Raw genomic sequence first — 25,169 nt, 5'->3', positions numbered from 1 at the left:
CGGCGTGCACCGGCAGCGCAGCGCCTCACATGACGAGCACCGACTCGGCGTCCTCCTCCTCGCTGTCGCCGGTGCCGGCGTCGAACTGGTCGAGGGGCACGTTGGCGCGCTGCGCCAGCGCGGCGGCGACCTCCCAGCCCAGTGCCCGGTAGGCGTCGAACTGCTCCCCCGAGAACAACTGGTTGGCCGTCGGGTGCTGGGGGAACTGGTGGTCCTCCTCCCGGAACACCGCGAGGTCCATCGGAACGCCGTCCCACAGGACGCAGCGTGCGTAGTAGATGACCCCCATGCTGCCGTCGGGATAGGTCACGCTGCCCACCGCGACCGGCTCCTCGGCCAGGCCGGTCCCGGTCGACGGCAGGGTCGCCGCAGGGTCCAGCCGCACCTCGGCACCGAGGTCCGACCTGGCCAGGGCCGCGGCACGGGCGATGTCCTGCAGCGGGCTGAGACCACCCGCGCTGGCGTCCACGACGATCATGTGCGTGCAGCGGCGCCTGATCAGCTCCACGAGGCCGAGGTTCTCCCAGTGACCGCCGTCCGACACGTGGATGAAGCGCCCTCTGGTCCCCGCCAGCCCCATCGCCTCCTTCAGCACGTACAGCCCTCCCGGCTCGCGCCACCCCGCGGCCATCGCCCGTGCCACCCGGCGCACCCGCGAGCGGCCGCCCGACGGAGGAGCCGCCACGTCGCCGCCCCGTAACGGGTTGGGGATCCACACTCCGAGACGCAGGTTCGCGAGGGCCATCAGCAGCCGCAGGGCGGGGAGGGTGAAGCGCCCCATGGTCGGCGAGATGGCAGCCCCCGAGATCGCCATCATCGACGGCAGCGTGAGGCCGCTGCCGCCCCTCGTGCGCGCCCGCTCCAGCTCGGAGGTCTGCACCAGGGGCGCCAGGTCGACGCTCCCCGACCGGGAGGCGTCGAAGGTGAAGGGGGCCGCCCAGCTCTTGTTGGGCACGTCCCCCTCGCGGGCGGCCACCGCCGCGCACACGATCAGCTCCGGGAACGGCAGACCGGACCTGCGCTTGGCCTCGATCTCCCGACCGAGGTCGCTGAGTCTCACCTCGTCGTCGTAGGGAACGGGGGCCACCCGCACGCCACCGGCCGCACTGGTGCGCTTCAGGACGAACGCGTGACTCAGGCGCTCCCGGTAGTACAGGTGCATGGAGTACCGGCGGTTGTGGATGCAGAACCCGCAGACCGCCAACGTGACGAGCAGGCCCAGCAGCTCCCACCCGTCCCGCGGCGCGTCCCAGCCACTGCGCGCCTCGTCCTCCGCTGCCAGCAGGAAGGGGACGGCGAGGATCCCCCAGCCGCCCAGGAAGGCGAGGACGCCCTGGAACGCACGGGCTCTGCCCAGTCGCATCAGCAGCACCGCGAGGGCCCCGAGCAGCACCACTCCCACGACCATGACCACGGTCACGAGCAGGCGACGGGACCCCAGGTCGTCGGCCCTCCCCGCCCAGAACGGGCCGTCGGCCAGCGCCAGACCGAGGAGGTGCACCAGGAGGGGCAGGCAGACGGCCAGGACGGCGACGACACCCGAGCCCGCGACGAGGGCTGTCGCGGCCCTCCGGAGCGACCGCTCCCCCGGCACGGCGCGGAACCGGCCCCTGTCGAAGAACCGCCGCAGCCCCACCAGCACGATCGCCGCCAGGAACAGGCCGGCCGCGGCGGCGCTCCCCCACGCGACCGCGCCGGCCGGCCGGCCGCGGGCGGTCCCGATGTCGTCGATCACGGCCCCGTACACCAGCCCGACGACCCGGCCGGCGAGAAGGGACCCGACGACGAGCGGCAGGAGGTTCAGCACGAGCCCGTAGACGAAGTTCACGAGCAGCCACAGCCGGCCGGCCAGGCCGGGAGCCAGGTAACTGAGGTGCGTCCGGAGGTACCACTCCTCCGGGCTGCCCCGGGACCAGGGCGCGGCCTCCCCGCGCAGGGCCTCCGCATCGGACTTCCCCTGGGCGACCGTGAGGGCACCGGCGATGTAGCTGCCCCCCGAGACGGCGGACAGGTACCGCGCCCTCTGGAACAGCCCCTGGCGGGACAGGGCCTGGTAGGCACCCAGGCAGAAGGCCGCCGACCTGATGCCGCCGCCGGAGAACGAGATGCCGAGCACGCTGCGGCCCTCGTGGCCGCCGTCGAGGTAGGCCCACCGCCCGCTGCTAGTCACGGTCGAACTGCCCGGTGTCCGAGCCGTACGGGTACACCGGGAGCCTCCCCTGGTCCCGGAGGCGGCGGATCCCGCCCCGGTCGAAGAGCCGGAACATGAAGAGCGGGTGCACGCAGACCTGGTCCTCGTCCTCCACCGGCCGCAGCGTCTCGGTGAACGTGTACGAGAAGCGGCCGACGGTGTACCGCGAGGTGGAGCCGTCGACGATGCCGAGGACACCCACGTCGAGGGCGGCCTCCAGGAAGTCGTTGTAGTCGACGCCGGACCGGGCGACCCCTGCGGCGTTGAAGGCGCGGTGGAGCTCGCTGCACGTGAGCGTGTTCGGGATGTGGTTCTTGAGGTACCCGAGCGCCGCCGCCATGTACGGGTAGTCGTGCGAATAGCTCGACAGGATCCCGTCGACGATGCGCAGCTCCGCCTCCCGGACGCCTTCCAGGACGTCCTGTGGGGTCGCGACGGGAACGCCCTGGCGGTGCCGCGCCGCGCGCGCCAGGATCTCGTTCAGGATCTGGATGAGGTGGCGCGGCAGGAGCTGCGTGTGCCGCATGATGTAGGCCACCGGGTCCTCGTCGGACCCCAGACCCGTGCGGATCCCTCCCCAGGGGAGCAACGACCTCAGGGTGACCTCCGCCGTCTGGTGGTCACGCTCGTCGTGCTGGCGCGGCAGACCCAGGCGCTCGAGCTCGTCCTGGTGGTACAGGTCGAGGAAGCGCCGGAGACGGTTCCCGGCGATGGTCATCAGCTCCGCCGCGGTCCACCGGATGACGAGGTAGTCGAGGAAGTCCTTCTCCGGGTTGGCCGTGAGGTCCCGGAGCCGCTGCACGAGTTCCGCCGGGAAGGCGAAGCGGACCTTGAACGGCTGGGCCCCCGCGGTGCTGGCGAACTCGCGGGTGGCGCGGAAGAGCGCGGACAGGGTCGTCCGCAGCTCGTCCACGTGGACGTGCAGGTCCTCGAGGTTGTCCACGACGACGTACAGGCGCACCCCCTTGCGTCCGATCAGGTCGACGAAGGACCGGTAGGCGACCTCGTAGGTGGCGACGTCCGTCCGCAGGGACGCGCACATCTCCTCGACCGTGAGACCCGGGGCCGATCGGACGAGGACGTCGGACAGCGCACTGCCGACACGGGCGAGCAGTCTCCCCGGTTCCAGGCTCGACGGGTTGCCGTACGAGCTGAGGTAGGACGCGATGAGCCGGCCCTCGTCCGTGTGCCTCAGTCCGGGCACCCGGTACGAGAGCAGCATGGCGGCGTGGGTCAGGAGCACCTGCCACACGTGCGCGAGGTTCTCCGCGAAGAGCGGACCGACCTCCCGCGCGTACCGCATCCGCAGCCGTTCGATCTCGTGGTAGGCGTCCTCGGACTTGATGAGGATGACCTTCGCGCCGTCCACGAAGGCCGTGCCCACCAGGAAGGCCGTCTTGCCGGAGCCCTTGCGGCCGACCACGTAGATCGGGTCGTCGCGCTCCGCACTGCCGTGGCAGCCGTTCGTGCGGTCGTAGAGCTGCTCGAAGATGCCGCGCGGGCTCCTGAGCAGTTCCTCCGTGTACGGCGGGCCCAGGGGCTGGTTCCGCGTGAGGATCCGCATCAGCTCGCCGGGCGCTGCTCCCATGGCGTCCCCCTCGTCCGGGAAGAGCACGAACCCCGCGACGCTCCGCACGGGGACCTGTACTCGGAGGATGCCCGGACCTCTGCGGTAGATACAGCCACCGGCGAGTCGCGGGGCCGGCCCGGGGTCGGGCGGGGCCGCCCCCGCGGCGCTGGCACAGCGGCGTCCAGGTCAGCGGGTCGCCGTCCTCGTGGGACCGGTCGCACGGCGGCCGACCCACGGCGCAGGGTCCGGCGCCCTCGCGAGTGCCCGGGTCGCCCTGCGGGCATGACGGTGCACAGCCGACGGGCGCCCGCCCCCTGGAGGAGCCCCACCGTGAGTCCGTACGACCGGATCGTGGTCATCTTCAACCCGAACAGCACCGGCGACGCGCCCCGGTCCGCGGAGGAGCTGCGGGCCGAGCTGACCCGGCGGCTGCCGGCCGTGCCGGTGGAGCTCTGCCCCACCCGGTACGCGGGGCACGCCCGTGACCTGGCCAGGGAGGCGGCCGGTTCCGGGCGTCCACTGCTGGTCTCGGTGAGCGGCGACGGCGGGTACAACGAGGTCGTCGACGGTGTCATGCAGGCCGGGGACAGCGAGGCCGTGTGCGCGGTGCGGGCCGCCGGCAACGCCAACGACCACCGCCGGGTGACGCGGCAGCGACCGCTGGCCGACGCGATCGTGGCCGGTGAGGTCCGGCGGATCGACCTGCTCCGGCTGACCATCGGCAGCGGGGCCGCCGCGCAGACCCGGTACGCGCACTCCTACATCGGCGTCGGCCTGACCCCCGTCGTCGCCGTCGACCTGGAGGAGGGCGGCAAGGGGTCGTGGCGGGAGATCGTCACCGTGGTGCGGTCCTTCTCCCGGTTCCGGCCGTTCCCGATCGAGCTCGAGGACGGCAGACGGCGCACGATCGACAGCCTGGTCTTCGCCAACATCGACGAGATGGCCAAGTACGCGACGCTCAGTAAGGGTGGCCGCCCCGACGACGGCCGGTTCGAGGTCATCACCCAGCGGCGCACCGGCAAGCTCCGCGTGCTCGGGACGCTCCTCAGGGCGGCGACCCGCGGGCTCGGCCCGCAACCGAGTGTGACCCACTACGCGTTCACGGCGCTCGCCCCCATGCCCCTGCAGCTGGACGGCGAGCTGGTGGAGCTGGACGCGGACACGCCGGTCGCCGTCGACATCGCACCGCGGGCGCTGGCCACCGTCATCTGAGCGGCGGCCGCCGGTCAGGCCAGCGGGTCGCCGTCCCCGTACGGGCGCAGCCGCAGCTGGCGGGCGGCGTCCTCCGGCGTGGTGGCGCGCAGGACGGCGAGGTCGTCGGCGCCCGCCCGCAGGAACCGGCCGGACCACTGGTCGAGCTCCCCGGCGGCGATCGCGGCGACCAGCTCGACGACGCGCTCCGGCGGCGTCCAGTCGGTGAAGCCGCGCCACATCGGCATCGCCCGGGTCATCGGGGTGTCGACGACGCCGGGCGCCACGTCGAAGACCCGCACGCCCGTGCCCTCGAGGGCGCCGGCCAGCGCCTCGGTCATCCGCATCAGTCCGGTCTTGGCCACCGAGTAGGCCGAGTACTCCGGTCGGGCGCGCACGCTCATGCCGCTGGCGAGGTCGACGACGCGGCCGCGGTTGCGCAGGACCATCCACGGGACGACGGCGCGGGCGAGCAGGAACGCGCCGCGGACGTGGCTCTCCACGACCGACCACCACTGGTCGGGGTCGGCCTCCCACAGCGGCTCCTCGGCCGCGTCGATCACCCCGGCGTTGTTGACCAGCAGGTCGACCGGCCCGAGCTCCTCCCGGACCCGCGCGACCGCCTCGTCCACGGCGGCCCGGTCGGTGACGTCGGCGGGCACGGCCAGCGTGCGGGCACCGGTGGCGACGGCGACCTCGTCCATCGCCGCCGCCAGCCGATCCCCGTTGCGAGCCAGGCCGGCCACGGCCATGCCGCGGGCAGCCAGCCCCTGCACCAGGTGCCGGCCGATGCCGGTCGACGCGCCGGTGACCAGCGCGACGCCGGCGAGTGCTGCCGTCCCGTCGGCCCCCTGCAGGGGCCCGCCGCGAGCCTGCGAGTGGTGGGGGGCAGGGGGTCCTTCCAGGGGTCCTTCTCCTCCTTCAGCCACGGAGCTCCGCCTGCTGCGCCTCCTCGACGAAGGCCACCACGCGCTGCCGGAGCTCGGCCGCCTCCGCCGTGGACAGGGTGCGGTCCGGTGCGCGGAGGGTCAGCGAGTACGCCAGCGACCTGCGCCCCGCACCGACCTGCGGCCCGGTGTAGACGTCGAACAGCCGCACCGACTCGAGCAGCTCGCCGGCGGCCTCGCGGATCGACTCTTCGACCGCTGCGGCCGGCACGCCCTCGTCCAGCACGAACGCCAGGTCGACGAAGACCGGCGGGAAGCTCGACAGGTGCGGGCCCACCGGCACCGACGCCGGCGGCAGCGCGTCGACGTCGAGCTCCATCACCGCGGTGCGGGCCGGCAGGTCGAGGGCCGCGCACACCCGCGGGTGCAGCTCGCCCGCGTGCCCGACCACGCGCCCGTCGACCAGCAGCTCCGCGCAGCGGCCCGGGTGCCACGGCGCCCGCTCGCCCGCGCGCACGGTCAGCTCGACGCCCGCGGCCTCGGCGACGCGGCGGGCGGCCTGGACGGCGTCGGCCCAGACGGCCGGCCGGCCCGCGCCCCACCAGCCGCGCGGCTCGCGGTTCCCGGCCAGGGCCACGGCGACGTGCCACGGCTGCTCCGGGACCGCGCCCAGCAGCGCGGCCAGCGTCTCGTCGTCCGGACGCCGGTCCACGCCGGGCAGCGGAGCCGCCGACCGCTCCCCGCCGGGGAAGACCGCGCCGTGCTCGAACAGGGCGACGTCGCGGATGCCGCGGGAGAGGTTGCGCGCCAGCGCCGCGAGCAGCCCCGGCAGCAGCGTCGTCCGCAGCGCCGGCTCCTCCTCCGACAGCGGGTTGCGCACCAGCACGACCTGCCGGCGCGGGTCGTCCTCGGCCAGGCCCAGCGCGTCGAGGACCGCCGTCCCGACGAAGGGGAAGGACGGCGCCTCGACGTAGCCGAACTCCGCCAGGGCGCACCCGACGGCCCGTCGCCGGCGCTGCCGCTCGGTCAGCCCGCGCCCGGGCGGGGCCGTGGGCAGCACCGAGGGGACGTGGTCGTAGCCGGCCAGCCGCACGACCTCCTCGACCAGGTCGGCCGGGTCGGTGAGGTCGGGGCGCCAGGACGGCGGGGTGACCGTGAGCAGGCCGTCCCCCTCGACCGTGCAGCCGACGGCGGCCAGCAGCTCGGTGACCTGCGCCGTCGGGTAGGGCACCCCGGCGACCCGGCCCGGCCGTGCGGCGTCCAGCGCGATCGTCGGGCGGGGACCGCGGGTGTCGACGTCCACCAGCGAGCCGACGACCCGCGCGCCGCCGTACTCGGCCAGCAGCGCGGCGGCGCGGGCCAGCGCGACCACGGTCATCTCCGGGTCGACGCCGCGCTCGAACCGCTTGGCCGCCTCGCTGGGCAGCCGGTGCCGGCGGGCGGTGCGCGCCACACCGGTCGGCTCCCAGTGCGCCGCCTCCAGCAGCACGTTCGAGGTGCCGTCGCCGATCTCGGTCGACGCACCACCCATGACCGCGGCCAGCCCGATCGGGCCGGAGTCGTCGGTGATGAGCAGGTCGTCCGAGGCCAGCCGCCGCTCCACGCCGTCCAGCGTGGTCAACCGCTCGCCCTCGCGCGCCCGGCGGACGACGATCGGCCCGCGCACCCGGTCGCGGTCGAAGGCGTGCATCGGCTGGCCGACCTCGAGCATCACGTAGTTGGTGACGTCGACGGCCAGCGAGATGCTGCGGACACCGGACTGCGCCAGGCGCCGGCGCATCCACCACGGGCTCGGCGCGGTCGGGTCCAGGCCCTCCAGCGCGATCATCGAGAAGCGGTCGCAGCGGTCGGCGTCCTCGACCGTGACCTGCCACGCCGGCTCGCCGGCCCAGGCCGGCGGGGTCAGCGCGCCGGGGTCACGCCACTCGACGCCCAGGCCGGTGCCCATCTCGCGGGCGATGCCGCGGATCGACAGGCAGTAGCCGCGGTCGGGGGTGATGGCCAGCTCGACGACCACGTCGTCGAGGCCCACCAGCGGGCCGGCCGGGGTGCCCGGCGCCGGGGCGTCGTCGCCGAGCACCAGGATGCCGGCGTGGTCGTCCCCGACGCCCAGCTCGCGGACCGAGCAGATCATCCCGTCGGAGACGCGGTCGTAGGTCTTCCGGGAGGCGATCGCGAAGCCGCCGGGCAGCACGGCGCCGGGCAGCGCGACGACGACCGCGTCGCCGACGGCGAAGTTGCGGGCGCCGCAGACGATGCCGCGTACATCCCGCCCACCCTCGGCGCCGGCCTCCTCGCCGACGTCCACCTGGCAGTAGCGGATCGGCTTCTTGAAGCCGGTCAGCTCCTCGATCTCCAGCACCCGGCCGACGACCAGCGGGCCGGTGACCTCAGCGGCCCGGTGGACCTCCTCCACCTCCAGGCCCAGCCGGATGAAGGCGGCGTCGAGGTCCTCGACCGTGGTATCGGCGGGGACGTCGACGTGCTCGGCCAGCCAGCCGATGGGGACCCTCACTGTGCTCCTCCGCTGCTCCGCAGCCCGTTCGCTCCGCTCCTCGTTCGTTCCTCGTCGTCGGGTCGCCTCCGCGCTCGCACCGCTCCTCGCTCGTCCCTCGCTGCGATGCTCACTCGCTGTCGGCTCCCGGCGCGGCGATGCCCGCTCACTGATCGACTCCGAACGCAGAAGTGAAACGGACGTCGCCCTCGGCGAAGTGCCGCATGTCGCCGACGGCGGAGCGGAACTGCAGGGCCCGCTCGATGCCCATGCCGAACGCGAAGCCGGAGTACTCCTCCGGGTCGATGCCGCACGCGACCAGCACCCGCGGGTTGACCATCCCGCAGCCGCCCCACTCGACCCAGCGCGGGCCGTCGCGGTGCTCGGGGAACCACACGTCGAACTCCGCCGACGGCTCGGTGAAGGGAAAGTACGAGGGCCGCCAGCGGGTGACCGCGTCGCCGCCGAACAGCGAGCGGGCGAGGTGGTCCAGCGTGCCGCGCAGGTGCGCCATGGTCAGCCCGCGGTCGACCGCCAGGCCCTCGACCTGGTGGAACACCGGCAGGTGCGTGGCGTCCAGCTCGTCGGTGCGGTACACCCGGCCCGGCGCGACGACGTAGATGGGCGGGGTGCGGGAGAGCATCGTGCGCGCCTGCACCGGGCTGGTGTGCGTGCGCAGCACCAGGCCCGAGTCCTCGGGGGCGACGAAGAAGGTGTCCATCATCGTGCGCGCCGGGTGGTCGCGGCCGATGTTGAGCGCGTCGAAGTTCAGCCACTCGGCCTCGAGCTCCGGGCCCTCGGCGACCTCGTAGCCCATCCCGACGAAGATGTCGGCGATCCGGTCGGTCAGCGTGGTCAGCGGGTGCCGGGCGCCGCGGGGCAGCCGGTCCCACGGCAGCGTGACGTCGACCCGCTCCTCGGCCAGCACGCGGGCGTCGCGCTCGGCCTCCAGCCTGGCCCTGCGGGACTCGTAGGCCTCGGTGACCGCGACCCGGGCGGCGTTGACCCGCTTGCCGGCATCGGCGCGGGCGGCCGGCGGCAGGGCGCCGAGCTCGCGGCGGGCCAGCAGCACCGGCGCGCGGTCCCCGAGGTGGGCCGGGCGGACGGCGGCCAGCTGCTCGAGGTCGCCGGCGTCGGCGAACGCCCGCTGGGCCTCGGCGACCGCGGCGTCGAGGGCCTCGGGTGAGAGGGCGGCGACCTGCTTGGGGTCGTAGGGGTCGTTGGCGCCAGACACGGGAGGCCATTCTGCCCGTGCGCGCGCAGGCGCTGCTGCCGGGTTTGGCTGCCCCTCGGCGAGATCGCGTGATCTCGCACGGTCGGGCGGCGCGGTGGGTGCCAGATCGCGCGATCTCGCCGGTGACGCGACAGACAGCGCAACGGGAGCGCCAATCCGTTCCGGTCGTGGAAGCCGGCCCCTAGCAGTGCGTTGGACGGGCCGGCGGCGCGCACGGGGCGGGCCGGGTGAGGAGGTCGACGTGGCGGTGCTGCTCGCGCTTGCCAGCGCGGTGGTCTACGGCGCAGCCGACTTCTGCGGCGGCCTGGCCACCCGGCGGGCCACCGCGTCCGCCGTCGTCGCCCTCTCCCAGCTCGCCGGCCTGGCCGGGGCGCTGGCGCTGCTGCCCGTGGTCGGCGGCGCCCCCACCGGCACCGACCTCGCCTGGGGCGCCGCGGCCGGCCTGGCGGGCGCCACCGGGCTGGTCCTCTTCTACAGGGCGCTGGCCGAGGGCGTGATGAGCGTCGTCGCGCCGGTGACCGCGGTTTCGGCGGCTGCGCTGCCGGTGCTCGGCGGCCTGCTGCTCGGCGAGCGGATCGGGCCGTGGACGGTCGCAGGCATCCTGCTGGCGCTGGTCGCCGTCGTCCTGGTGGCGGCCGAGGACGGGCTGGGCTCGCTGCGCACCGCCCGGCCGACGACCCTGCTGCCCGCCCTGGCCGCCGGCAGCGGATTCGGTCTGTTCTTCGTGCTGCTCGACCGCACCGGGGAGGACGCCGCGCTCAGCCCGCTCGTGGCCGCGCGCGTGGCCTCCGTGCTGGCGGTGGTCCTCGTCGCTCGGCTGGCATCCCGGCCGCTGTCGGTCCCGCGCGGGGCGCTACCCGTGGTCATGCTGGTCGGGATCGCAGACATGGCGGCCAACGCGCTGTTCCTGCTCGCGGCCCAGCAGGGGCAGTTGGCGGTCACCGGCATCCTCGCCTCGCTGTACCCGGTGAGCACCGTCGTCCTGGCTCAGGTGGTGCTCCGGGAGCGGCTCGTCGCGACGCAGGCGGCCGGACTGGCGGCGGCCGGCGCGGCCGTCGTCCTCATCGCGCTGCCGACCTGAGACTCCCCCGTTGGGGCGAGTGCACCGTCGTCCCCGCTCAACGAGGGCCCCCGGCGTCCGATGGGTGGACGTGACCACCTCCTGCGCGGCCGCCGCGACGACCATCCACGACGTCCTGCGGAACGGGACGGTGCGCAGCGTGTTCCAGCCCATCGTCGAGCTCGACACCGGCCGCGTGGTGGCCTACGAGGCGCTGGCCCGTGGACCGCAGGGCCCGCTCGAGCGCCCCGACCACCTCTTCGCGGCCGCCCGCGAGGCCGGCCGGCTCGCCGAGCTGGACGCCGCCTGCCGCAATGCCGCGCTCACCGGCGCGCTGGCCGCCGGCCTGGCGACGCCGCTGACGCTCTTCGTCAACGTCGAGCCCGAGGTGCTCGACCGCGCGCCCATGGAGGACCTGCTCGCCATCGCACAGGCCGCCCCGGGCGGGCTGCGGGTGGTCCTGGAGATCACCGAGCGGGCGCTGGCCACGCGACCGGCGGAGCTGCTGCGCACGGTCGAGCGGGTCCGCTCGGTCGGGTGGGGCGTCGCGGTGGACGACGTCGGCGCCGAGGCGATGTCGCTGGCGTTCATGCCGGTGCTGCGTCCCGACGTGGTCAAGCTCGACCTGCGGCTGGTGCAGGAGCGCCCCGGGCCCGCGATCGCCGAGATCATGAACGCGGTCAACGCGCACGCCGAGCGCACCGGCTCGGTGGTGCTCGCCGAGGGCATCGAAGACGAAGCCCACCTGGCCATGGCCCGCGCGCTGGGCGCGACGCTCGGCCAGGGCTGGCTGTTCGGCCGCCCCGGCCCCGGTCCGGTCGAGGGTGCGGTCAACGGCTCGCTGGTGCTGCCCTCGCAGCGGCCCGACACCGTGAGCGAGGACGCCGACGTCTCGCCGTTCGCCTGCCTGCCGATCGACGTCCCGCTGCGTGAGGCGCCCAAGGCCCTGCTCATCGAGCTGTCCAAGCAGCTCGAGCGCGAGGCGCTGCGGCTGGGGCCCGCCTCGGTGGTGGCCGCCACCTTCCAGGAGGCCCGGCACTTCACGCCGGCGACGACGCTGCGCTACCGCGACCTGGTGGAGCGCACCGGCTTCGTGTGCGCCCTGGGCGAGGACCTGCCGGTCGAGCCGCTGCCCGGCCTGCGCGGCGCCGCGCTGGACCCGGCGGACCCGGTCCGCGGCGAGTGGGACGTCACCGTGCTCGGCCCGCACTTCTCCGCGGCGCTGCTCGCCCGCGACCTGGGGGACGACGGCCCCGACGCAGAGCGCCGGTTCGCCTACGCCCTCACCTACGACCGCGACACCGTCATCCGGGCGACCGCGGCGCTGCTGGCGCGGGTCGCTCCGCGTCAGGAGGCGCTCCCCTCGGCGCCCGCGGTCGACCGGGGCGCGCAGTCCGGCCCGACCGTGCCCGCGGCCGACCGGTTCGACGTCGGGGTGCTGGTCAGCGCGAGCGGCGACACCCTGGTGCACGGCGCGCTGGCGGCCACCCCGAGCGGCGTGTCGATCGTCGACGTCCGGCTGCCCGACCAGCCGCTGGTGTACGTCAACCCGGCCTTCGAGCGGCTCGCCGGTCTGCCGAAGCGCGAGCTGCTGGGCCGCAACTGCCGGTTCCTGCAGACCCCGGACACTGACCCGGCGGCCGTCGCCGCCGTCCGGCGGGCCATCGACGCCGGTGAGGAGTGCCGCGTGACGATGCTCAACGAGCGCGGCCCCGCGGGGACGACCTGGTGGAACGAGCTGCACCTGGCGCCGGTCACCGGACCCGACGGCACGGTCACGCACTACATCGGCGTCCAGGTCGACGTCACCGCCCGCGTCGAGGCCGAGCGGGCGCTGGTGCAGGAGCGGGACCGCACCCGCAGCTACCTGACCCGCATCGAGGAGCTCGCCTACACCGACCCGCTGACCGGCCTGCCCAACCGGCGGCGCCTGGCCGAGCAGGTCGACACCGCGATCTGGAACGCCCGGGCCAGGGACGAGGCGGTGGCGCTGCTGTTCGTCGACCTGGCCGGCTTCAAGGGCGTCAACGACCGGTTCGGCCACGCGGCCGGCGACGAGCTGCTGGTCGCGGTCGCCGGCCGGCTGCGTGGCCGGCTGCGCCGCGACGACCTGCTGGCCCGGCTGGGCGGCGACGAGTTCCTGGTCGCGCTCACCGGCCTGCCCCAGGCCACGGCGGCGGCCGAGGCGCGGCGCATCGCCGACGAGCTGGCCGCGGTGGTGGCCGGCCCGGTGCCGCTGGGCGACCAGGAGGTCGTCGTCCGGGCCAGCGTGGGGGTCAGCGTCTGGCCCGAGGACGGCGCGGACTTCCCGGCGCTGCTGCACTCGGCCGACATGCGGATGTACGCGACCCGCAGCGGCACCCGGGGCTGAGCGGGGGGCCCGCGTCCCGGGGGCCCGCTCCGGGCCCGCGGAGGCCGGGGAGGACGGGGTCCTCCTACTGGGCGAGCTGGGTGGTGTAGAGGCAGATCGCCGCGGCGGCGGCCAGGTTGAGGCTCTCGGCGCGCCCGCGCATCGGGATGCGCACCCGGGCGTCGGCCAGCGCGGCGAGGTCGGCGGGCACGCCGCGGGCCTCGTTGCCGAACAGCCACAGCACCGGTCCGGCGAGCTCGGGACCCAGCTCGTCGAGGGCCGTCTCTCCCGCGCCGTCGGCGGCGAGCACGGTGACCCCGGCGGCCCGCAGCCGCGGCAGCAGCCCGGGCAGCGGCGCCCCGCGGACGACGTCGACGTGGAACAGGCTGCCGGCGCTGGAGCGCACCGCCTTCCCGCCGTACGGGTCGGCCGAGCCCGCGCCGAAGACCACGGCCCCGGCGCCGCACGCGTCGGCGGTGCGCAGCACGGTGCCGGCGTTGCCCGGGTCGGCCAGCTCGGCGAGCGCCACGGCCAGGGACGGCGGCGCCTGCACCAGGACGTCGGCCGGCACGTCGCGCAGCGCGCAGACCGCGACCAGCCCCTGCGGGGTCACCGTCTCCGACAGCGACGCGGCCGCCCTCTCGGTGACGAGCCGCACCGGCACCGGCGCGGCCGCGAGCAGGTCGCGGTGCGCCGCGGCGGCGGCCTCCGTGGCGAACACCTCGCGGACCCCGGCCGGGTCGGCCAGCGCCTCGGCGACGGCCTGCCTGCCCTCGGCGAGGAACAGCCCCGCGGCGTCGCGGCCGGCCCGCCGGGTCAGCTTGCGGGCGGCCGCCACCCGCGCGGAGCGCTCGGTCAGCGGTTCGGTCACCGGTCGTCGTCCTCCTGCTGCTCCCGCGAGATCTGCACAGTGGTCGTCATCGGGGGTGCGAAGGCCGCGAGTGTGCAGATCTCGCGCCCCGACACACGGGCCCCACACACGACGACGCCGCCGGCGCCGGCCCGTCGTGGGCCGGACGCCGGCGGCGTCTCGGGTGCTGCTGGCCGGGCTCAGGCGGCCTGACCGCCGGCCGGGACGGCGGCGACGGCGGCGCGCGAGGTCTCCACCAGCGCGGTGAAGGCGGCCGGCTCGTTGACGGCCAGCTCCGCGAGCACGCGGCGGTCGAGCTCGATGCCGGCCAGCTTGAGGCCCTGCATGAACCGGTTGTAGGTCATGTCGTTCTGGCGGGCCGCGGCGTTGATGCGGGTGATCCAGAGCTTGCGGAAGTCACCCTTGCGCACCTTGCGGTCGCGGTACTGGTAGGTGGCCGAGTGGAGCAGCTGCTCCTTGGCCTTGCTGTAGAGCCGGGACCGCTGGCCCCGGTAGCCGCTGGCGGCCTCGAGGACCGTCCGACGCTTCTTCTGGGCGTTGACCGCCCGCTTCACGCGTGCCACGTGAGTGCTCCTGTCTTCTCGTCAGTGGGCGCTCAGAGGCCCAGCAGCTTCTTGAGGCTCTTGGTGTCGGCCGGGGAGATGACCTGGTCCTGGTCGAGCCGGCGCTTGCGACGCGAGGACTTGTGCTCGAACTTGTGCTGGTTGTTGGCCTGCTCGCGCATGAGCTTCCCGCTGCCCGTCACGCGCACTCGCTTCGCGGTGCCCTTGTGCGTCTTCTGCTTCGGCATGTCCTCGGTCCTCGTTCGTGTCTGGCGGTGCCGTGGCACGTCGACATCGCGGCAGCGCGGGGCTGCCGCGACGTCGGCGGCGGACGGCGCCGGTACGTCTGGTGGTGCGGTTGTTCGGTGCGGCCGGTCAGGCCGGCGGGGCCTGCCCCCCGGCGGCCTTGTCGGCCTTCGCCTGTCGGCGCGCGCCGTCCGTCGCAGCCTGGTTCCGGTGCGGGGCGATCACCATGACCATGTTGCGGCCGTCCTGCTTCGGGTTGGACTCCACGACGCCCAGCTCGGAGACGTCCTGGGCCAGCCGCTGCAGCAGCCGGTAGCCCATCTCCGGCCGGGACTGCTCGCGGCCGCGGAACATCACGGTGATCTTGACCTTGTCGCCGCTCCGCAGGAAGCGCTCGACGTGGCCCTTCTTGGTCTCGTAGTCGTGCGGGTCGATCTTCAGGCGCAGCCGCATCTCCTTGATGACGGTGAGCGCCTGGTTCCGCCGGGCCTCGCGGGCCTTCTGGGCGGACTCGTACTTGAACTTCCCGTAGTCCATGAGCTTGGCGACCGGCGGCCGGGCCATGGGCGCGACCTCGACGAGGTCGAGCTCGGAGTCCTGGGCCAGGCGCAGCGCCTCGCCGATCGGCACGATGCCGACCTGCTCGCCCTCGGGACCGACCAGGCGGACCTCGGGGACGCGGATACGGTCGTTGATGCGGGGCTCGGTGATGGCCTCTCCTCTGCTGCTGCGTGGGAGGGCTCGCTCGGTCACCGGACGCCGACATGAGAGAGGCCCCACGAGCGACTGCTCGTGGGGCCCACTCGCCGGGTGCGCCGAGCCCGGGGGCTCGTGCACGCCGCGGGCCCGGCGGGTGCCGGGCTCCGCGATCCGGGACCTGGACGCCTCGACGGTGCCAGGTGGGAGCGGGCTCCTCTTGGTCGAGCGGCCCGGGGCGGGGCCGCTCAGTGGTTCGCGCGCCTCGTGTAGCGGGGAGGCACGCAGATACTACAGCGTCGAGGCGGCCCAGGTCATTCCCGGTCCGGCCCCTCCCGGGCGACCCGTCCGGAGGCTCGCCGCGGCCCCGTCCCACGCCGAGCCTGCGGGGCGTGAGGAGGGCGGTCCTCCTTCAGTCGTCGTAGAGCAGCGGCGGGGGCGGCGGCTGGTCCGCCCGGCTGGCCGCCAGCAGCGCCCGCAGCCCCTCGACCGCCTCGACGGCGCGGTCGCCGTCGGCGCCCTGGATGGCCAGCACGGCGAACTCGTCGTCGTTGGTGAGCAGCAGCGTCGCCCAGCGGAACCGGCGGTCGAAGCGGATGGCCTGCACCGCCGTCCACGGCAGGGTCCGCTCACCCGCGAGGTTGCGCACCCGGACGCCCCGCTCGTCGGCGTCCACCCGCGGGCGGCCGAGCGCCAGCAGGCCGCCGCCGAGCACCAGTCCCAGGCCGACGAGGGCGACCTGGTCGGCCGCGTTGAACGAGGCCACGCCGGTCGCGTTCTGCGGCAGGGTCACGCCCACGTAGGTGAGGACGGCGGCGACGACGACGGCGGCCGTCGCGCACAGCGCCCGCCAACGGCGGGGGACGGCGGAGACGGCGGGCGGGCCGGAGGTCGACACGTGTCCATGCTCCCAGGTCGGTGCGAGGGCAGGGCCACGTCGGGGGCACGGACCGGCCGGTCCCCACCCCTGGCGGGGCTACGCTGGCGCCGGCGCTGCCACCCCCGTCCAGAACCGGCGGGGCGGGTGGCCGACCACCGTGAGGCGCACGTGCACCACGACGAGCCGGGTTCGGATCGCTCGGCCTCCCAGGCCGTTCCCGACCTCCCCCTGGCCGACGAGCTGTCGGCCGTCTCCGCTCGGGTGACCGGACTGCTGCTGTCCGAGGAGACGGTGGCGACCGCGCTGGGCCTGGTGTGCTCGATGGCCCTCGACACGGTCCCCGGGGCCGTGGGCGCGGGGGTCTCGATCATCGACGAGCGTGGCCGCCGCAGCTCCGGGTCCAGCGACGCCCGGGTCGAGCGCGCCGACGCCCTCCAGTACGAGCTCGACGAGGGTCCCTGCCTGGCCGCGACCGCCGGCCGCCGGCTCGTCCGTGTCGACGACCTGCAGACCGACCGCCGGTGGTCGCGGTGGGCCGCGGCGGTGGCCCCGCTCGGGCTGCGCGCCGCGATGAGCGCGCCGCTGATCGCCGGCGACACCGCACTCGGCGCGCTCAAGGTCTACGCGGAGCAGCAGGGGTCCTTCGACGACCACACCGAGCGGCGGCTGACGATCGCCTCCGCCCAGGCGGCCATCCTCGTGGCCAACGTGCAGACCCGCGAGCGGGCCCGGCGGCTCAGCGAGGGGCTGCGGCAGGCGGTCCGGAGCCGCGACCTGGTGAGCACCGCCAAGGGCGTCGTCATGGCCCGGCACGGGGTCCCCGAGGACGTCGCCTTCGGCCTGCTGGTGTCCCGTACCGGCGAGGAGGGCGGGACGTTGGCCGACGTCGCACGGGCGGTGGTCGACTCCGCCGTCCGCCGCCGGCGGTGAGCCTCCGACCGGGCCTGCCCGGGCCCGAGGACTCCCTCGAGGAGGAGCAGCGCCGTGCGCTGCGGTCGGCCCTCGAGGCCGCCGACCTCACCCTGGACGAGCTCTGGATGCGGTACTTCGCACTCGGCGGCTCCGCGGACCTCATGGAGGTGGAGGGCCACGTGGCGGGCCTCATGTCGCTGCCGCCCTCGGAGGTCAACGTGCTCGCGCACGCCCTCAACGAGCGGCTCGACGAGCTCCTCACCCGGCACCGGGTCCCCTACAGCCCTCCGCTGCGGCGGGGGCGGGTCAGCGGGCCCTTCGCCGCGCTCCTGCGCCTGGTGGAGTCGGCCCACTCCGCTCCGCCGGATCGGCTGCCGGTCCTGGTCACCGAGGCCGGTGCCGCCCTGGGCGTGGAGGTCACCGTCCACGTCGCCGACCACGAGCAGCGCCGGCTGTGGCCGCTCCTGGCGCCGGGGGGCGCCTCCCCCGGCTCGGTGCCCATCGACGGCTCCCTGCCCGGCCGGGTCTTCCAGACGGTGCGGCCCCTGCCGTCGGAGGCGGGCGGGGTGCACCGGCTGTGGCTGCCCCTGGTCGACGGCGCCGACCGGGTGGGCGTGCTGGAGGTCCGGGTCGACACACCGCCGGAGGTCTACGACCCCGGTCTGCGGGAGCAGTGCGGCTGGCTGGCGGAGCTGATCGCTTCGCTGGTGGTGTCGATGGGCCAGTACGGCGACGGGCTCGAGCGACCGCGGCGGACCCGGTCCCGCAGCCCGTCGGCCGAGCTGCTGTGGCAGCTGCTGCCCCCGCTGACGGCCGGCAGCGGCACCTTCGTGCTGGCCGGGATGCTGGAGCCGGCCTACGAGGCGGGCGGGGACGCGTTCGACTACGCGCTGTCGGAGACCACCGTCTCCCTGGCTGCATTCGACGCGATGGGGCACGGGCTGTCCGCCGCCGTCCTCGTGGCGGCCGCGGTGTCGGCCTACCGCGGTGCCCGCCGCGACGGCCGGGGCGTCCACGAGCAGGCGCGGGCGCTCGACGAGGTCGTGGCGGGCACCTTCCCGGGCAGCTCGTTCGTCACCGGGGTGCTGGCCGAGCTCGACGTCCCCACCGGCCGGCTCCGCTACGTCAACGCCGGGCACCCCGCGCCGCACCTGCTGCGAGGAGGCAAGGTCGTGAAGTCGCTGGCCGGTGGCCGGCGCGTGCCCTTCGGGCTGGGCGCGGGCGTCCGCACCGTGGCCGAGGAGGCGCTGCAGCCCGGGGACTGGCTGGCGGTGCACACCGACGGCGTCACCGAGGCGCGGGACGCCACCGGCGCCTGGTTCGGCGAGGAGCGGCTGCTGGACCTGCTCACCCGCGAGGTCGCCGGCGGGCAGTCCCCGCCGGAGACGGCCCGCCGGCTGATGCACGCCGTCCTCGCCCACCAGGACGGCGTGCTGCAGGACGACGCCAGCGTGCTGCTCGCGCGGTGGGCGCCCGAGTCGCGCGGACTGTGAGCCGCTCGACCCCGGTCCGACACACCTCCGCAACGGGGACGACGCACCATGGTCGCGAGCGCCGTCGACGAGGGGGAACCGTGACCGATGTCCTGCCCGAGGCCCCGCCCGGGACCGAGGCGCCGCTGCCGCTGGCCGGCTACACCGTCGCGGTGACCGCGGCCCGGCGGCGCGAGGAGCTCGGTGCGCTGCTGGCCCGCCGCGGCGCGCGGGTCGTGTACGCGCCGGCCATCCGCATCGTGCCGCTGGCCGACGACGCCGAGCTGGTCGCCGCGACGCGGGAGGTGCTGGCGCGGCCGGTGGACCTGGTCGTGGCCACCACCGGTGTCGGCTTCCGCGGGTGGCTGGAGGCCGCCGACGCCTGGGACCTGCCGCTGGTCGAGCACCTGCGCGATGCACGGGTGCTCGCCCGCGGCCCCAAGGCACGCGGCGCCATCCGCGGCGGCGGGCTGGTCGACGCCTGGTCGCCGGCGTCGGAGTCGTCGGCGGAGGTGCTCGAGCACCTGCTGTCGGGAGCCGAGGGGCCGCTGCAGGGACGCCGCATCGCCGTCCAGCTGCACGGCGACCCGCTGCCGGACTTCGTCGCGGCACTGCGGGCGACCGGCGCCGAGGTGCTCCCCGTGCCGGTCTACCGCTGGGTGCTGCCGGAGGACGTCACGCCGGTGCACCGGCTGGTCCGCTCGGTGGTGGCGGGCACGGTCGACGCGGTCACGTTCACCAGCGCCCCGGCCGCGGCGAGCCTGCTCACCGTCGCCGAGGAGCTGGGCCTGCTCGCCGAGCTGGTCGCCGCGCTGACCTCCGGCGTCCTGCCGGTGGCCGTGGGCCCGGTGACCGCCGGGCCGCTCGACGCCGCGGGCGTCCCGTCGGTGCAGCCCGAGCGCGCCCGGCTCGGCGCCCTGGCCCGCGAGGTGGTGGCGCGGCTGCCCGAGCGCGACCCGGTCCTGCACGTGGGCGGGCGGGAACTGCAGGTGCGCGGGCACGCCGCGCTGCTCGACGGCCGCGTGGTGGAACTGGCGCCGGGCCCGATCGCGGTGCTGCGGGCGCTGACCGCCCGGCCGGGCGCCGTCGTCCCCAAGACCGACCTGGTGACCGGGCTGCCCGGCGGCGGCGACGGGCACGCCGTCGAGATGGCCGTCGCCCGGCTGCGCGCGGCGCTGGGCCCAGGCGTGGTCGAGACGGTGGTGAAGCGGGGCTACCGCCTGGCGGTCTGAGACGAGATCTGCACGGTGGCGGCCATCGGGCTCGCGATCACCACCACTGTGCAGATCCGGCACGGGGCAGCGCCCCCTCACACGCCCGACATGCGGGCCTGGGGGCGCAGGTACACGGCCCAGGTGACGGCCAGGCACACCACGTAGAAGGCGATGAACACCAGGTAGGCCGAGTCGCCGGTGCCGGTGGTCAGGAACGACTGCCGGAAGGCGAGGTTGACCAGCACGCCGCCGAAGGCACCGACCGCGCCGGCGATGCCGATGAGCGCGCCGGACATGCGCAGCGCGTGCCGGTCGGCGGCCGTCGAGTCCTCGCCGGCGGCCACCCGCTGCTGGGCCTGGACGCGGAAGATCGCCGGGATCATCTTGTAGGTCGAGCCGTTGCCGATGCCGCTGAGCACGAACAGCGCCACGAAGCCGACGACGAACAGCGCCAGCGACCCCACCTGGCTCGCGGTCCACACGATCGCGGCGCCGACCGCCATGGCGACGAAGGTCCAGAAGGTGATGCGCGCACCGCCGAAGCGGTCCGCCAGGGAGCCCCCGAGCGGGCGGATCAGCGAGCCCAGCAGCGGGCCGAGCCAGGTCAGCGACGCCGCGGCGAGAGGCGTGGCGAAGTCGGAGGTGAACTGGTTCTGCAGCACCTGGCCGAAGGCGAACCCGAAGCCGATGAACGAGCCGAAGGTGCCGATGTAGAGCAGCGACATGATCCAGGTGTGCGGCTCCCGGGTGGCCTCGCGCATGGCCCGCGGCTGGTTGCGCGCGGTCGACAGGTTGTCCATCAGCAGCGCCGCGCCGACGGCGGCCACGACGATCAGCGGGACGTAGACGAGCAGGACCAGCCGCGGGTGCTCCACGCCCGCGGTGGCCAGCACGAGCAGGCCCACCAGCTGGACGACGGGGACGCCGAGGTTGCCGCCGCCGGCGTTGAGGCCCAGCGCCCAGCCCTTGAGCCGGTTCGGGTAGAAGGCGTTGATGTTGGCCATGGAACTGGCGAAGTTGCCGCCGCCGACGCCGGCCAGGCAGCTGACGACCAGCAGCGTCGTGTAGTCCACGCCGGGCTCCAGGACGACGGCCGTGGCGACGGCGGGCACGAGCAGCAGCGCGGCGCTGACGATCGTCCAGTTGCGCCCGCCGAACGTCGCGACGGCGAAGGTGTAGGGCAGCCGGACGAACGCGCCCAGGGCCGTCGGCAGCGTGGTGAGCAGGAACTTGCCGGCCGGGTCGATGCCGTACACCGACTCGGGCAGGAAGAGCACGAGCACCGACCACAGGCTCCAGATCGAGAAGCCGATGTGCTCGGAGAAGACGGAGAAGAACAGGTTGCGGCGGGCGACCGGCTTGCCCGTGGACTCCCAGAAGGCGGGGTCCTCGGGGCGCCAGTCGTCGATCCAGCGACCGGGGCGCGTCGCGACGGCGACCGGCGCGGTCCGCTGGCTGGTGGTGGGGGTGGGGGCGGCCATGGGCCAGAACGGTGGCGGCCCGTCGTTCCCCCGCCGTTGCTGCCGGGCAGAACTCGTGTTCCGTTGTGCTCACCGGCGCTGACCCGCTGTGGTGAGGCCGTGGTCGACCGGGGTGCGCACCGGCCCGGCCAGTGGGGAGGATCGGCGGCGTGACCGTGACCGAGGACCCTGCGGCTGCCGGCCGCGCCCTGATCGAGGACGGCGCGGCGGTCGCGGGCACCATGAGCCGGAGCGCCGCGACCCTCGTCTACCCCGACCCGGCCGGCCGGGTGGCGGTGCGTCTCGAGGAGCGGCTGGCCCGGTGCCTGCGGACGGCGGCCGACGAGGCGGCGGGGATCGCCGTCCCCCGGGAGCGGGCCCGCGCCGGCGCCGTCCTCGCCTTCGCCGTCGAGCACGGCGTGGCGCTGGCCCGCGGCGGGCGGCCGGTCCGCACCGACGGCTACTTCAGCCCGCGGTCCGGCGGGCGCTCGGCGGCCGACGCGGTCACCGAGGCCGTGGTGGCCGCCGCCCGCGGCTCGCACGAGGAGCGCCGGGTGCGGCACCTGGGCTACCTGCTGGCCGAGGTGGCCTGCTCCCCCGACCTGGACGCCGCGCTGGTCGAGCGGGCACTGACGCTGGCCGCCGGGCTGACCTGGCGGCAGCTGGTGCTGCTGGCCGGCGTCGGCCGCCGCGACCGCCTGCCGCTGCCGATGACCCCGCTGGCCGACGACCCGCGCGGGTGGACGGCGTGGGGCGCGCGGGAGGACGTCGCCGACCTGCAGCGCGCCGGCCTGGTCGACCCGCCGCCGGCCCAGCCGCGGCCGGGCGGCGCGGCACTCCCCCGGCTGCGCCCGGCCGACCTGCGGCCGACCCGCCGCGGTGTGCTCGTGCACCGGCTGCTGGCGCTGGGCTTCGTGCGGGACGACGACGTCGCCGCCGCGCTGGCCGAGCTCGCGCCGCCCGCCTGAGCCGGGGTCAGTCCGGCAGCTGGGCGTAGGCGCGCACTGGGAAGGTGGTGAACCCGGCGAAACGCGGCGGGGCGGCGGTGAAGCGGGCGCCGGTGTCCGGCACCGCGCCCAGCCCGGTGAGGTGCTCGACGATCGGGATCCCCGCCGCCAGCAGCAGGGTGTGCGCCGGCCGCTCGCCGCGCTTGACCATCTCGTCGATGTTCACCGCGTCGATGCCCACCAGCGCCGCGCCCTGGTCGACCAGCCACCGGGCGCCGTCCCCGCTGAGGAAGGGCGCGTCCACGGCGTAGGCCGGCGTCCCGAAGTCGGCGTCCCCACCCGTGTGCAGCAGCACCGCGCACCCGGCGACGTCGTGACCGGCGAGGTCGCCGACACCGACGGCCCGGCGGCCGGAGCCGGCGGTGCGGATCACGACGGCGGGCAGGTCGGCCAGCTTCTCCAGCGGCAGCCCGGCGAGGTCGGCCCCGTCGGCGTGGCGGTGGAGGGGGCTGTCGAGGTACGTGCCGGTGTTGCCGACCATGCGCACCGCGTCGATGGCGAACTCGGTGCCCGGCGCGTAGAGCTCCCGCGACGCCTCGCGGGTCAGGTGCGGGGTCACCTCCGGCCCGGGCAGGCCGGGATAGGTCACCATCCCGGCGGAGATCACGTGACTCAGTTCGACGAACCCGGACATGCCGACCACCCTCCCGCACGAGACCCCGGGGGTGTGGGTCTGCGGCCGGGCCCACCGCGTGGAGAGGTCAGGAGGCCGGCGGAGGAGGCACGGGTGGACGACGGGGACCGGGGCTTCGCGGAGTTCGTGTCCGCGGAGCAGGCCGCTCTGCTGCGCCTGGCCGTCCTGCTCTCCGGCGACCGCGGACACGCGGAGGACCTCGTGCAGACCGCCCTGCTCAAGACCTACCGGCACTGGGACCGGATCAGCCGCTCCGGACCGCCCTCGGCCTACGTGCGCCGGGTGCTGGTGACCACGCACGCGAGCTGGCGGCGCCGGTCGTCCACCACCGAGCAGGTGGTGGAGTCGGTGCCCGACCGGCCCGCGGCACCGCACCAGGACGGCGACGAGGAGCTGCGCGCCGCGCTGCGCGAGCTGCCGGTCCGGATGCGGACCGCGGTGGTGCTGCGCTACTTCGAGGACCTCTCCGAGCAGCAGGCCGCCGAGCTGATGGGCTGCTCGCCCAGCACGGTGAACACCCAGACCGCGCGGGGCCTGGCCCGGCTGCGCGCCGCGCTGACCGCGCTGCAGCCGACCGGTGGGGAGGAGCGGTGAGGGACGACGAGCTGCGGGCGCGCCTGAGCGCGCTCGCCGACGCCACCGCGCCGCCGCCGCGCGCCGACCTGACCGCGGTCGTCGAGCAGCGACACCGCGCCCGCCGGAGGACGCAGCTGCGTCTGGGGGCGGTCGGCCTGGCGGTCGTGGCCGCGGTGGCGGGCGGCCGGCTCCTGGTGCCGGACGGGCCGTCGGCGGAGCCGGCGACCGCCGTCGCCGACGCGCCCGCGTCGGCGCCCCTGGCGGACGCCGGTGCGGGCGGGAGCCGCACCGTCGGCTCGCTGGCCGGCGACGCGGCGTTCGTGGCGGCGGCGCGGCAGCTGTCCTGGGGCGACGCGGGTGCCGGCGCGGCCGGTCCCCCGCAGGACGCGCAGGTGCTCTTCGCCGGCGACGTGCCCGGCGGGCGGTGGGCGCTGGTCTCCCGCCCGCTGACCGTGCCGCCGCCGCTCGTGGACGACGACGAGCTGGAACGGCAGCTGGGCACCGGGTCGGTCGCGCTCGCCTGGTTCGCCGGCCCGCCGGGCGCGGCGCCGGACGAGCTGCGGCTGCGGAGCGCGCCGGTCGTCGTCGAACGGGTGCTGCCCGCCGCGCTGTGGGACCCAGGGACCGGGACGCTCGCCGTCGTCGCGCCGTCCTCGGCCGTCACGGCCCGGGTGGTCGACGACAGCGGCACGCCGCTGGCCGAGGTGCCGCTCACCGACGGGCTGGGCGGGACGGCCGGACCCGCGGCAACGGCGAGGGTCGAGGTCCGGGCCGCGGACGGCACCGTGCTGTCGTCGGTCGAGCCGATCCGGGCGGACCGGTGAGCGGCGGGCGGGCACGGACGAGGCGAACGTCGCCGTGCTCGGGCCGGACGGCGCCGTCCTCGCCGAGCCGACCGCCGGACGGCGGCCTCGAGTGGGTCCGGGTCGGCGGGAGCGAGGACTGCGGCGGACCGCGCGCCGGCCACGGCCACCGTCCCGGCGCCCTGGCGGTCACCCCCGGCGGCGGGCGCGCAGCACGGTGTCGGCGACGGGCAGCTCGCGCCCGGCCGGGCCGGCCGCCGTGCGCGGGCGGTCCTCGCAGACCACGACGTCCCAGTCCGCCGGGTCGAGCGTCGCGGCGACCTGTTCGGCCGCGAAGAACATCTCCGGCATCCCCGTGTGCAGCTCGCTGGGCCGGTGCCCGACGACGAGCAGGCTGCCGCCCGGCGCGACCGCGGCGGCCAGCCGGGCGAACGCGGGGTCGCGGTCGTGGGCCGGCAGGTGGAGGTACTGCGCCGAGACCAGGTCGAAGGCCCCGGCCGGCGGTGTCCAGCGGGTGAGGTCGGCGTGCACCCGGTCGACCTCGACGCCCAGCCGGTCGGCGGCCGCGGCGGCGCGGGCCAGCGCCACTGTGGAGAAGTCGACCGCGGTCACCCGCCAGCCGCGGCCGGCGAGCCACAGCGCGTCGCCGCCCTCTCCGCTGCCGGCGTCCAGCGCCCGGCCCGGCGTCAGCCCGGCGGCCTCGGCCACCAGCTGCGGGTTGGCGCGGCCGCTCCACAGCGCCGGCGCCGTGCGGTACCGCTCCTCCCAGGACGCCTCGTCGAACCGCATCTCCCCGTGCGCCTGGTGTGCTCCGTGCTCCATGCCCGGCAGCCTCCCCGGGTAGCGCCGTCTTGACAAAGGAGATTGCCGGACCGGCAA

General features: G+C 75.6%; 22 protein-coding genes. 9 read left to right on the top strand and 13 right to left on the bottom strand.

Translation table 11 applies throughout. The features are described 5' to 3' along the window. Positions 1 to 25: 25 nt before the first annotated feature. Complete coding sequence (locus ACU610_RS05330; protein WP_446766679.1) at positions 26 to 2,170, bottom strand: hypothetical protein; 2,145 nt, start codon at positions 2,168 to 2,170, stop codon at positions 26 to 28. Beyond that, positions 2,163 to 3,827, bottom strand: a complete 1,665-nt coding sequence (locus tag ACU610_RS05325) for a P-loop ATPase, Sll1717 family (protein ID WP_446766678.1) — start codon at positions 3,825 to 3,827, stop codon at positions 2,163 to 2,165. The genes ACU610_RS05330 and ACU610_RS05325 overlap by 8 nt, the downstream gene beginning before the upstream one ends. Before the next feature lie 264 nt (positions 3,828 to 4,091). Between ACU610_RS05325 and ACU610_RS05320 the strand changes: the two genes are divergently transcribed. Next, the gene (locus tag ACU610_RS05320) at positions 4,092 to 4,973 is read left to right on the top strand and encodes a diacylglycerol/lipid kinase family protein (RefSeq protein ID WP_446766677.1); all 882 of its coding nucleotides are present in this window, start codon (positions 4,092 to 4,094) and stop codon (positions 4,971 to 4,973) included. A 14-nt stretch (positions 4,974 to 4,987) separates the two neighbouring features. On the opposite strand, the gene ACU610_RS05315 is transcribed toward ACU610_RS05320, so the two are convergent. The 3 genes from ACU610_RS05315 to pheS all read right to left on the bottom strand — a co-directional run bounded on the left by ACU610_RS05315 (position 4,988) and on the right by pheS (position 9,567). Next, a complete protein-coding gene (locus tag ACU610_RS05315) occupies positions 4,988 to 5,881 on the bottom strand; it encodes an SDR family NAD(P)-dependent oxidoreductase (RefSeq protein WP_446766676.1) in 894 nt (297 codons plus the stop codon). Then, positions 5,874 to 8,354, bottom strand: a complete 2,481-nt coding sequence (pheT, locus tag ACU610_RS05310) for a phenylalanine--tRNA ligase subunit beta (protein ID WP_446766675.1) — start codon at positions 8,352 to 8,354, stop codon at positions 5,874 to 5,876. Before pheT ends, ACU610_RS05315 begins: the two co-directional genes overlap by 8 nt. Positions 8,355 to 8,499: 145 nt before the next feature. Then, positions 8,500 to 9,567: a phenylalanine--tRNA ligase subunit alpha gene (gene pheS, locus ACU610_RS05305; RefSeq protein WP_446766674.1), complete on the bottom strand. Its 1,068-nt coding sequence runs from the start codon at positions 9,565 to 9,567 to the stop codon at positions 8,500 to 8,502. A 241-nt stretch (positions 9,568 to 9,808) separates the two neighbouring features. Here pheS and ACU610_RS05300 point away from each other — a divergent pair, with 241 nt between their 5' ends. Then, positions 9,809 to 10,648: an EamA family transporter gene (locus ACU610_RS05300; RefSeq protein ID WP_446766673.1), complete on the top strand. Its 840-nt coding sequence runs from the start codon at positions 9,809 to 9,811 to the stop codon at positions 10,646 to 10,648. Positions 10,649 to 10,718: 70 nt separating this feature from the next. Next, positions 10,719 to 12,998, top strand: coding sequence for a diguanylate cyclase domain-containing protein (locus ACU610_RS05295; protein WP_446766672.1), 2,280 nt, complete (start codon positions 10,719 to 10,721; stop codon positions 12,996 to 12,998). Positions 12,999 to 13,062: 64 nt separating this feature from the next. Here the strand turns inward: ACU610_RS05295 and ACU610_RS05290 are convergent, their stop codons facing one another. The 5 genes from ACU610_RS05290 to ACU610_RS05270 all read right to left on the bottom strand — a co-directional run bounded on the left by ACU610_RS05290 (position 13,063) and on the right by ACU610_RS05270 (position 16,230). Continuing rightward, positions 13,063 to 13,848 carry a TrmH family RNA methyltransferase gene (locus tag ACU610_RS05290; protein WP_446766671.1) on the bottom strand — a complete coding sequence of 262 codons (786 nt, stop codon included), beginning with the start codon at positions 13,846 to 13,848 and terminating at the stop codon, positions 13,063 to 13,065. A gap of 179 nt (positions 13,849 to 14,027) precedes the next feature. Continuing rightward, positions 14,028 to 14,411 (bottom strand): 50S ribosomal protein L20, encoded by a 384-nt coding sequence (gene rplT / locus ACU610_RS05285; RefSeq protein ID WP_446766670.1) that lies wholly within the window; start codon positions 14,409 to 14,411, stop codon positions 14,028 to 14,030. Between the two features lie 32 nt (positions 14,412 to 14,443). After that, the gene (gene rpmI, locus ACU610_RS05280; protein WP_012949078.1) at positions 14,444 to 14,638 is read right to left on the bottom strand and encodes a 50S ribosomal protein L35; all 195 of its coding nucleotides are present in this window, start codon (positions 14,636 to 14,638) and stop codon (positions 14,444 to 14,446) included. Positions 14,639 to 14,765: 127 nt separating this feature from the next. Next, positions 14,766 to 15,389: a translation initiation factor IF-3 gene (gene infC, locus ACU610_RS05275; RefSeq protein WP_446766669.1), complete on the bottom strand. Its 624-nt coding sequence runs from the start codon at positions 15,387 to 15,389 to the stop codon at positions 14,766 to 14,768. A gap of 355 nt (positions 15,390 to 15,744) precedes the next feature. Beyond that, positions 15,745 to 16,230 carry a PH domain-containing protein gene (locus ACU610_RS05270; protein WP_446766668.1) on the bottom strand — a complete coding sequence of 162 codons (486 nt, stop codon included), beginning with the start codon at positions 16,228 to 16,230 and terminating at the stop codon, positions 15,745 to 15,747. 126 nt (positions 16,231 to 16,356) lie between these two features. On the opposite strand from ACU610_RS05270, the gene ACU610_RS05265 reads away from it, so the two are divergent. The 3 genes from ACU610_RS05265 to ACU610_RS05255 all read left to right on the top strand — a co-directional run bounded on the left by ACU610_RS05265 (position 16,357) and on the right by ACU610_RS05255 (position 19,828). Then, positions 16,357 to 17,142, top strand: coding sequence for a GAF domain-containing protein (locus ACU610_RS05265; protein WP_446766667.1), 786 nt, complete (start codon positions 16,357 to 16,359; stop codon positions 17,140 to 17,142). Next, complete coding sequence (locus tag ACU610_RS05260; RefSeq protein ID WP_446766666.1) at positions 17,139 to 18,617, top strand: PP2C family protein-serine/threonine phosphatase; 1,479 nt, start codon at positions 17,139 to 17,141, stop codon at positions 18,615 to 18,617. Before ACU610_RS05265 ends, ACU610_RS05260 begins: the two co-directional genes overlap by 4 nt. 80 nt (positions 18,618 to 18,697) lie before the next feature. After that, positions 18,698 to 19,828, top strand: coding sequence for a uroporphyrinogen-III synthase (locus tag ACU610_RS05255; protein WP_446766665.1), 1,131 nt, complete (start codon positions 18,698 to 18,700; stop codon positions 19,826 to 19,828). Between the two features lie 77 nt (positions 19,829 to 19,905). Here the strand turns inward: ACU610_RS05255 and ACU610_RS05250 are convergent, their stop codons facing one another. Then, on the bottom strand, positions 19,906 to 21,291 hold the full coding sequence (locus tag ACU610_RS05250; RefSeq protein WP_446766664.1) for a nitrate/nitrite transporter: 1,386 nt from the start codon (positions 21,289 to 21,291) through the stop codon (positions 19,906 to 19,908). 149 nt (positions 21,292 to 21,440) lie between these two features. Between ACU610_RS05250 and ACU610_RS05245 the strand changes: the two genes are divergently transcribed. Further along, positions 21,441 to 22,238 (top strand): hypothetical protein, encoded by a 798-nt coding sequence (locus ACU610_RS05245; protein WP_446766663.1) that lies wholly within the window; start codon positions 21,441 to 21,443, stop codon positions 22,236 to 22,238. A 7-nt stretch (positions 22,239 to 22,245) separates the two neighbouring features. Here the strand turns inward: ACU610_RS05245 and ACU610_RS05240 are convergent, their stop codons facing one another. Next, positions 22,246 to 22,911 carry a cyclase family protein gene (locus ACU610_RS05240; RefSeq protein ID WP_446766662.1) on the bottom strand — a complete coding sequence of 222 codons (666 nt, stop codon included), beginning with the start codon at positions 22,909 to 22,911 and terminating at the stop codon, positions 22,246 to 22,248. A gap of 93 nt (positions 22,912 to 23,004) precedes the next feature. Between ACU610_RS05240 and ACU610_RS05235 the strand changes: the two genes are divergently transcribed. Continuing rightward, positions 23,005 to 23,505, top strand: coding sequence for a SigE family RNA polymerase sigma factor (locus ACU610_RS05235; protein WP_446766661.1), 501 nt, complete (start codon positions 23,005 to 23,007; stop codon positions 23,503 to 23,505). After that, on the top strand, positions 23,502 to 24,311 hold the full coding sequence (locus ACU610_RS05230) for a hypothetical protein (protein WP_446766660.1): 810 nt from the start codon (positions 23,502 to 23,504) through the stop codon (positions 24,309 to 24,311). Before ACU610_RS05235 ends, ACU610_RS05230 begins: the two co-directional genes overlap by 4 nt. 168 nt (positions 24,312 to 24,479) lie before the next feature. On the opposite strand, the gene ACU610_RS05225 is transcribed toward ACU610_RS05230, so the two are convergent. Further along, on the bottom strand, positions 24,480 to 25,112 hold the full coding sequence (locus tag ACU610_RS05225; protein WP_446766659.1) for a class I SAM-dependent methyltransferase: 633 nt from the start codon (positions 25,110 to 25,112) through the stop codon (positions 24,480 to 24,482). Positions 25,113 to 25,169 lie beyond the last annotated feature (57 nt).

The sequence above is a fragment of the Geodermatophilus sp. URMC 61 genome (genome assembly GCF_052931555.1).
Note: the sequence above shows the minus strand (reverse complement) of the source record. Positions and strands in the feature narration are given on the sequence as shown.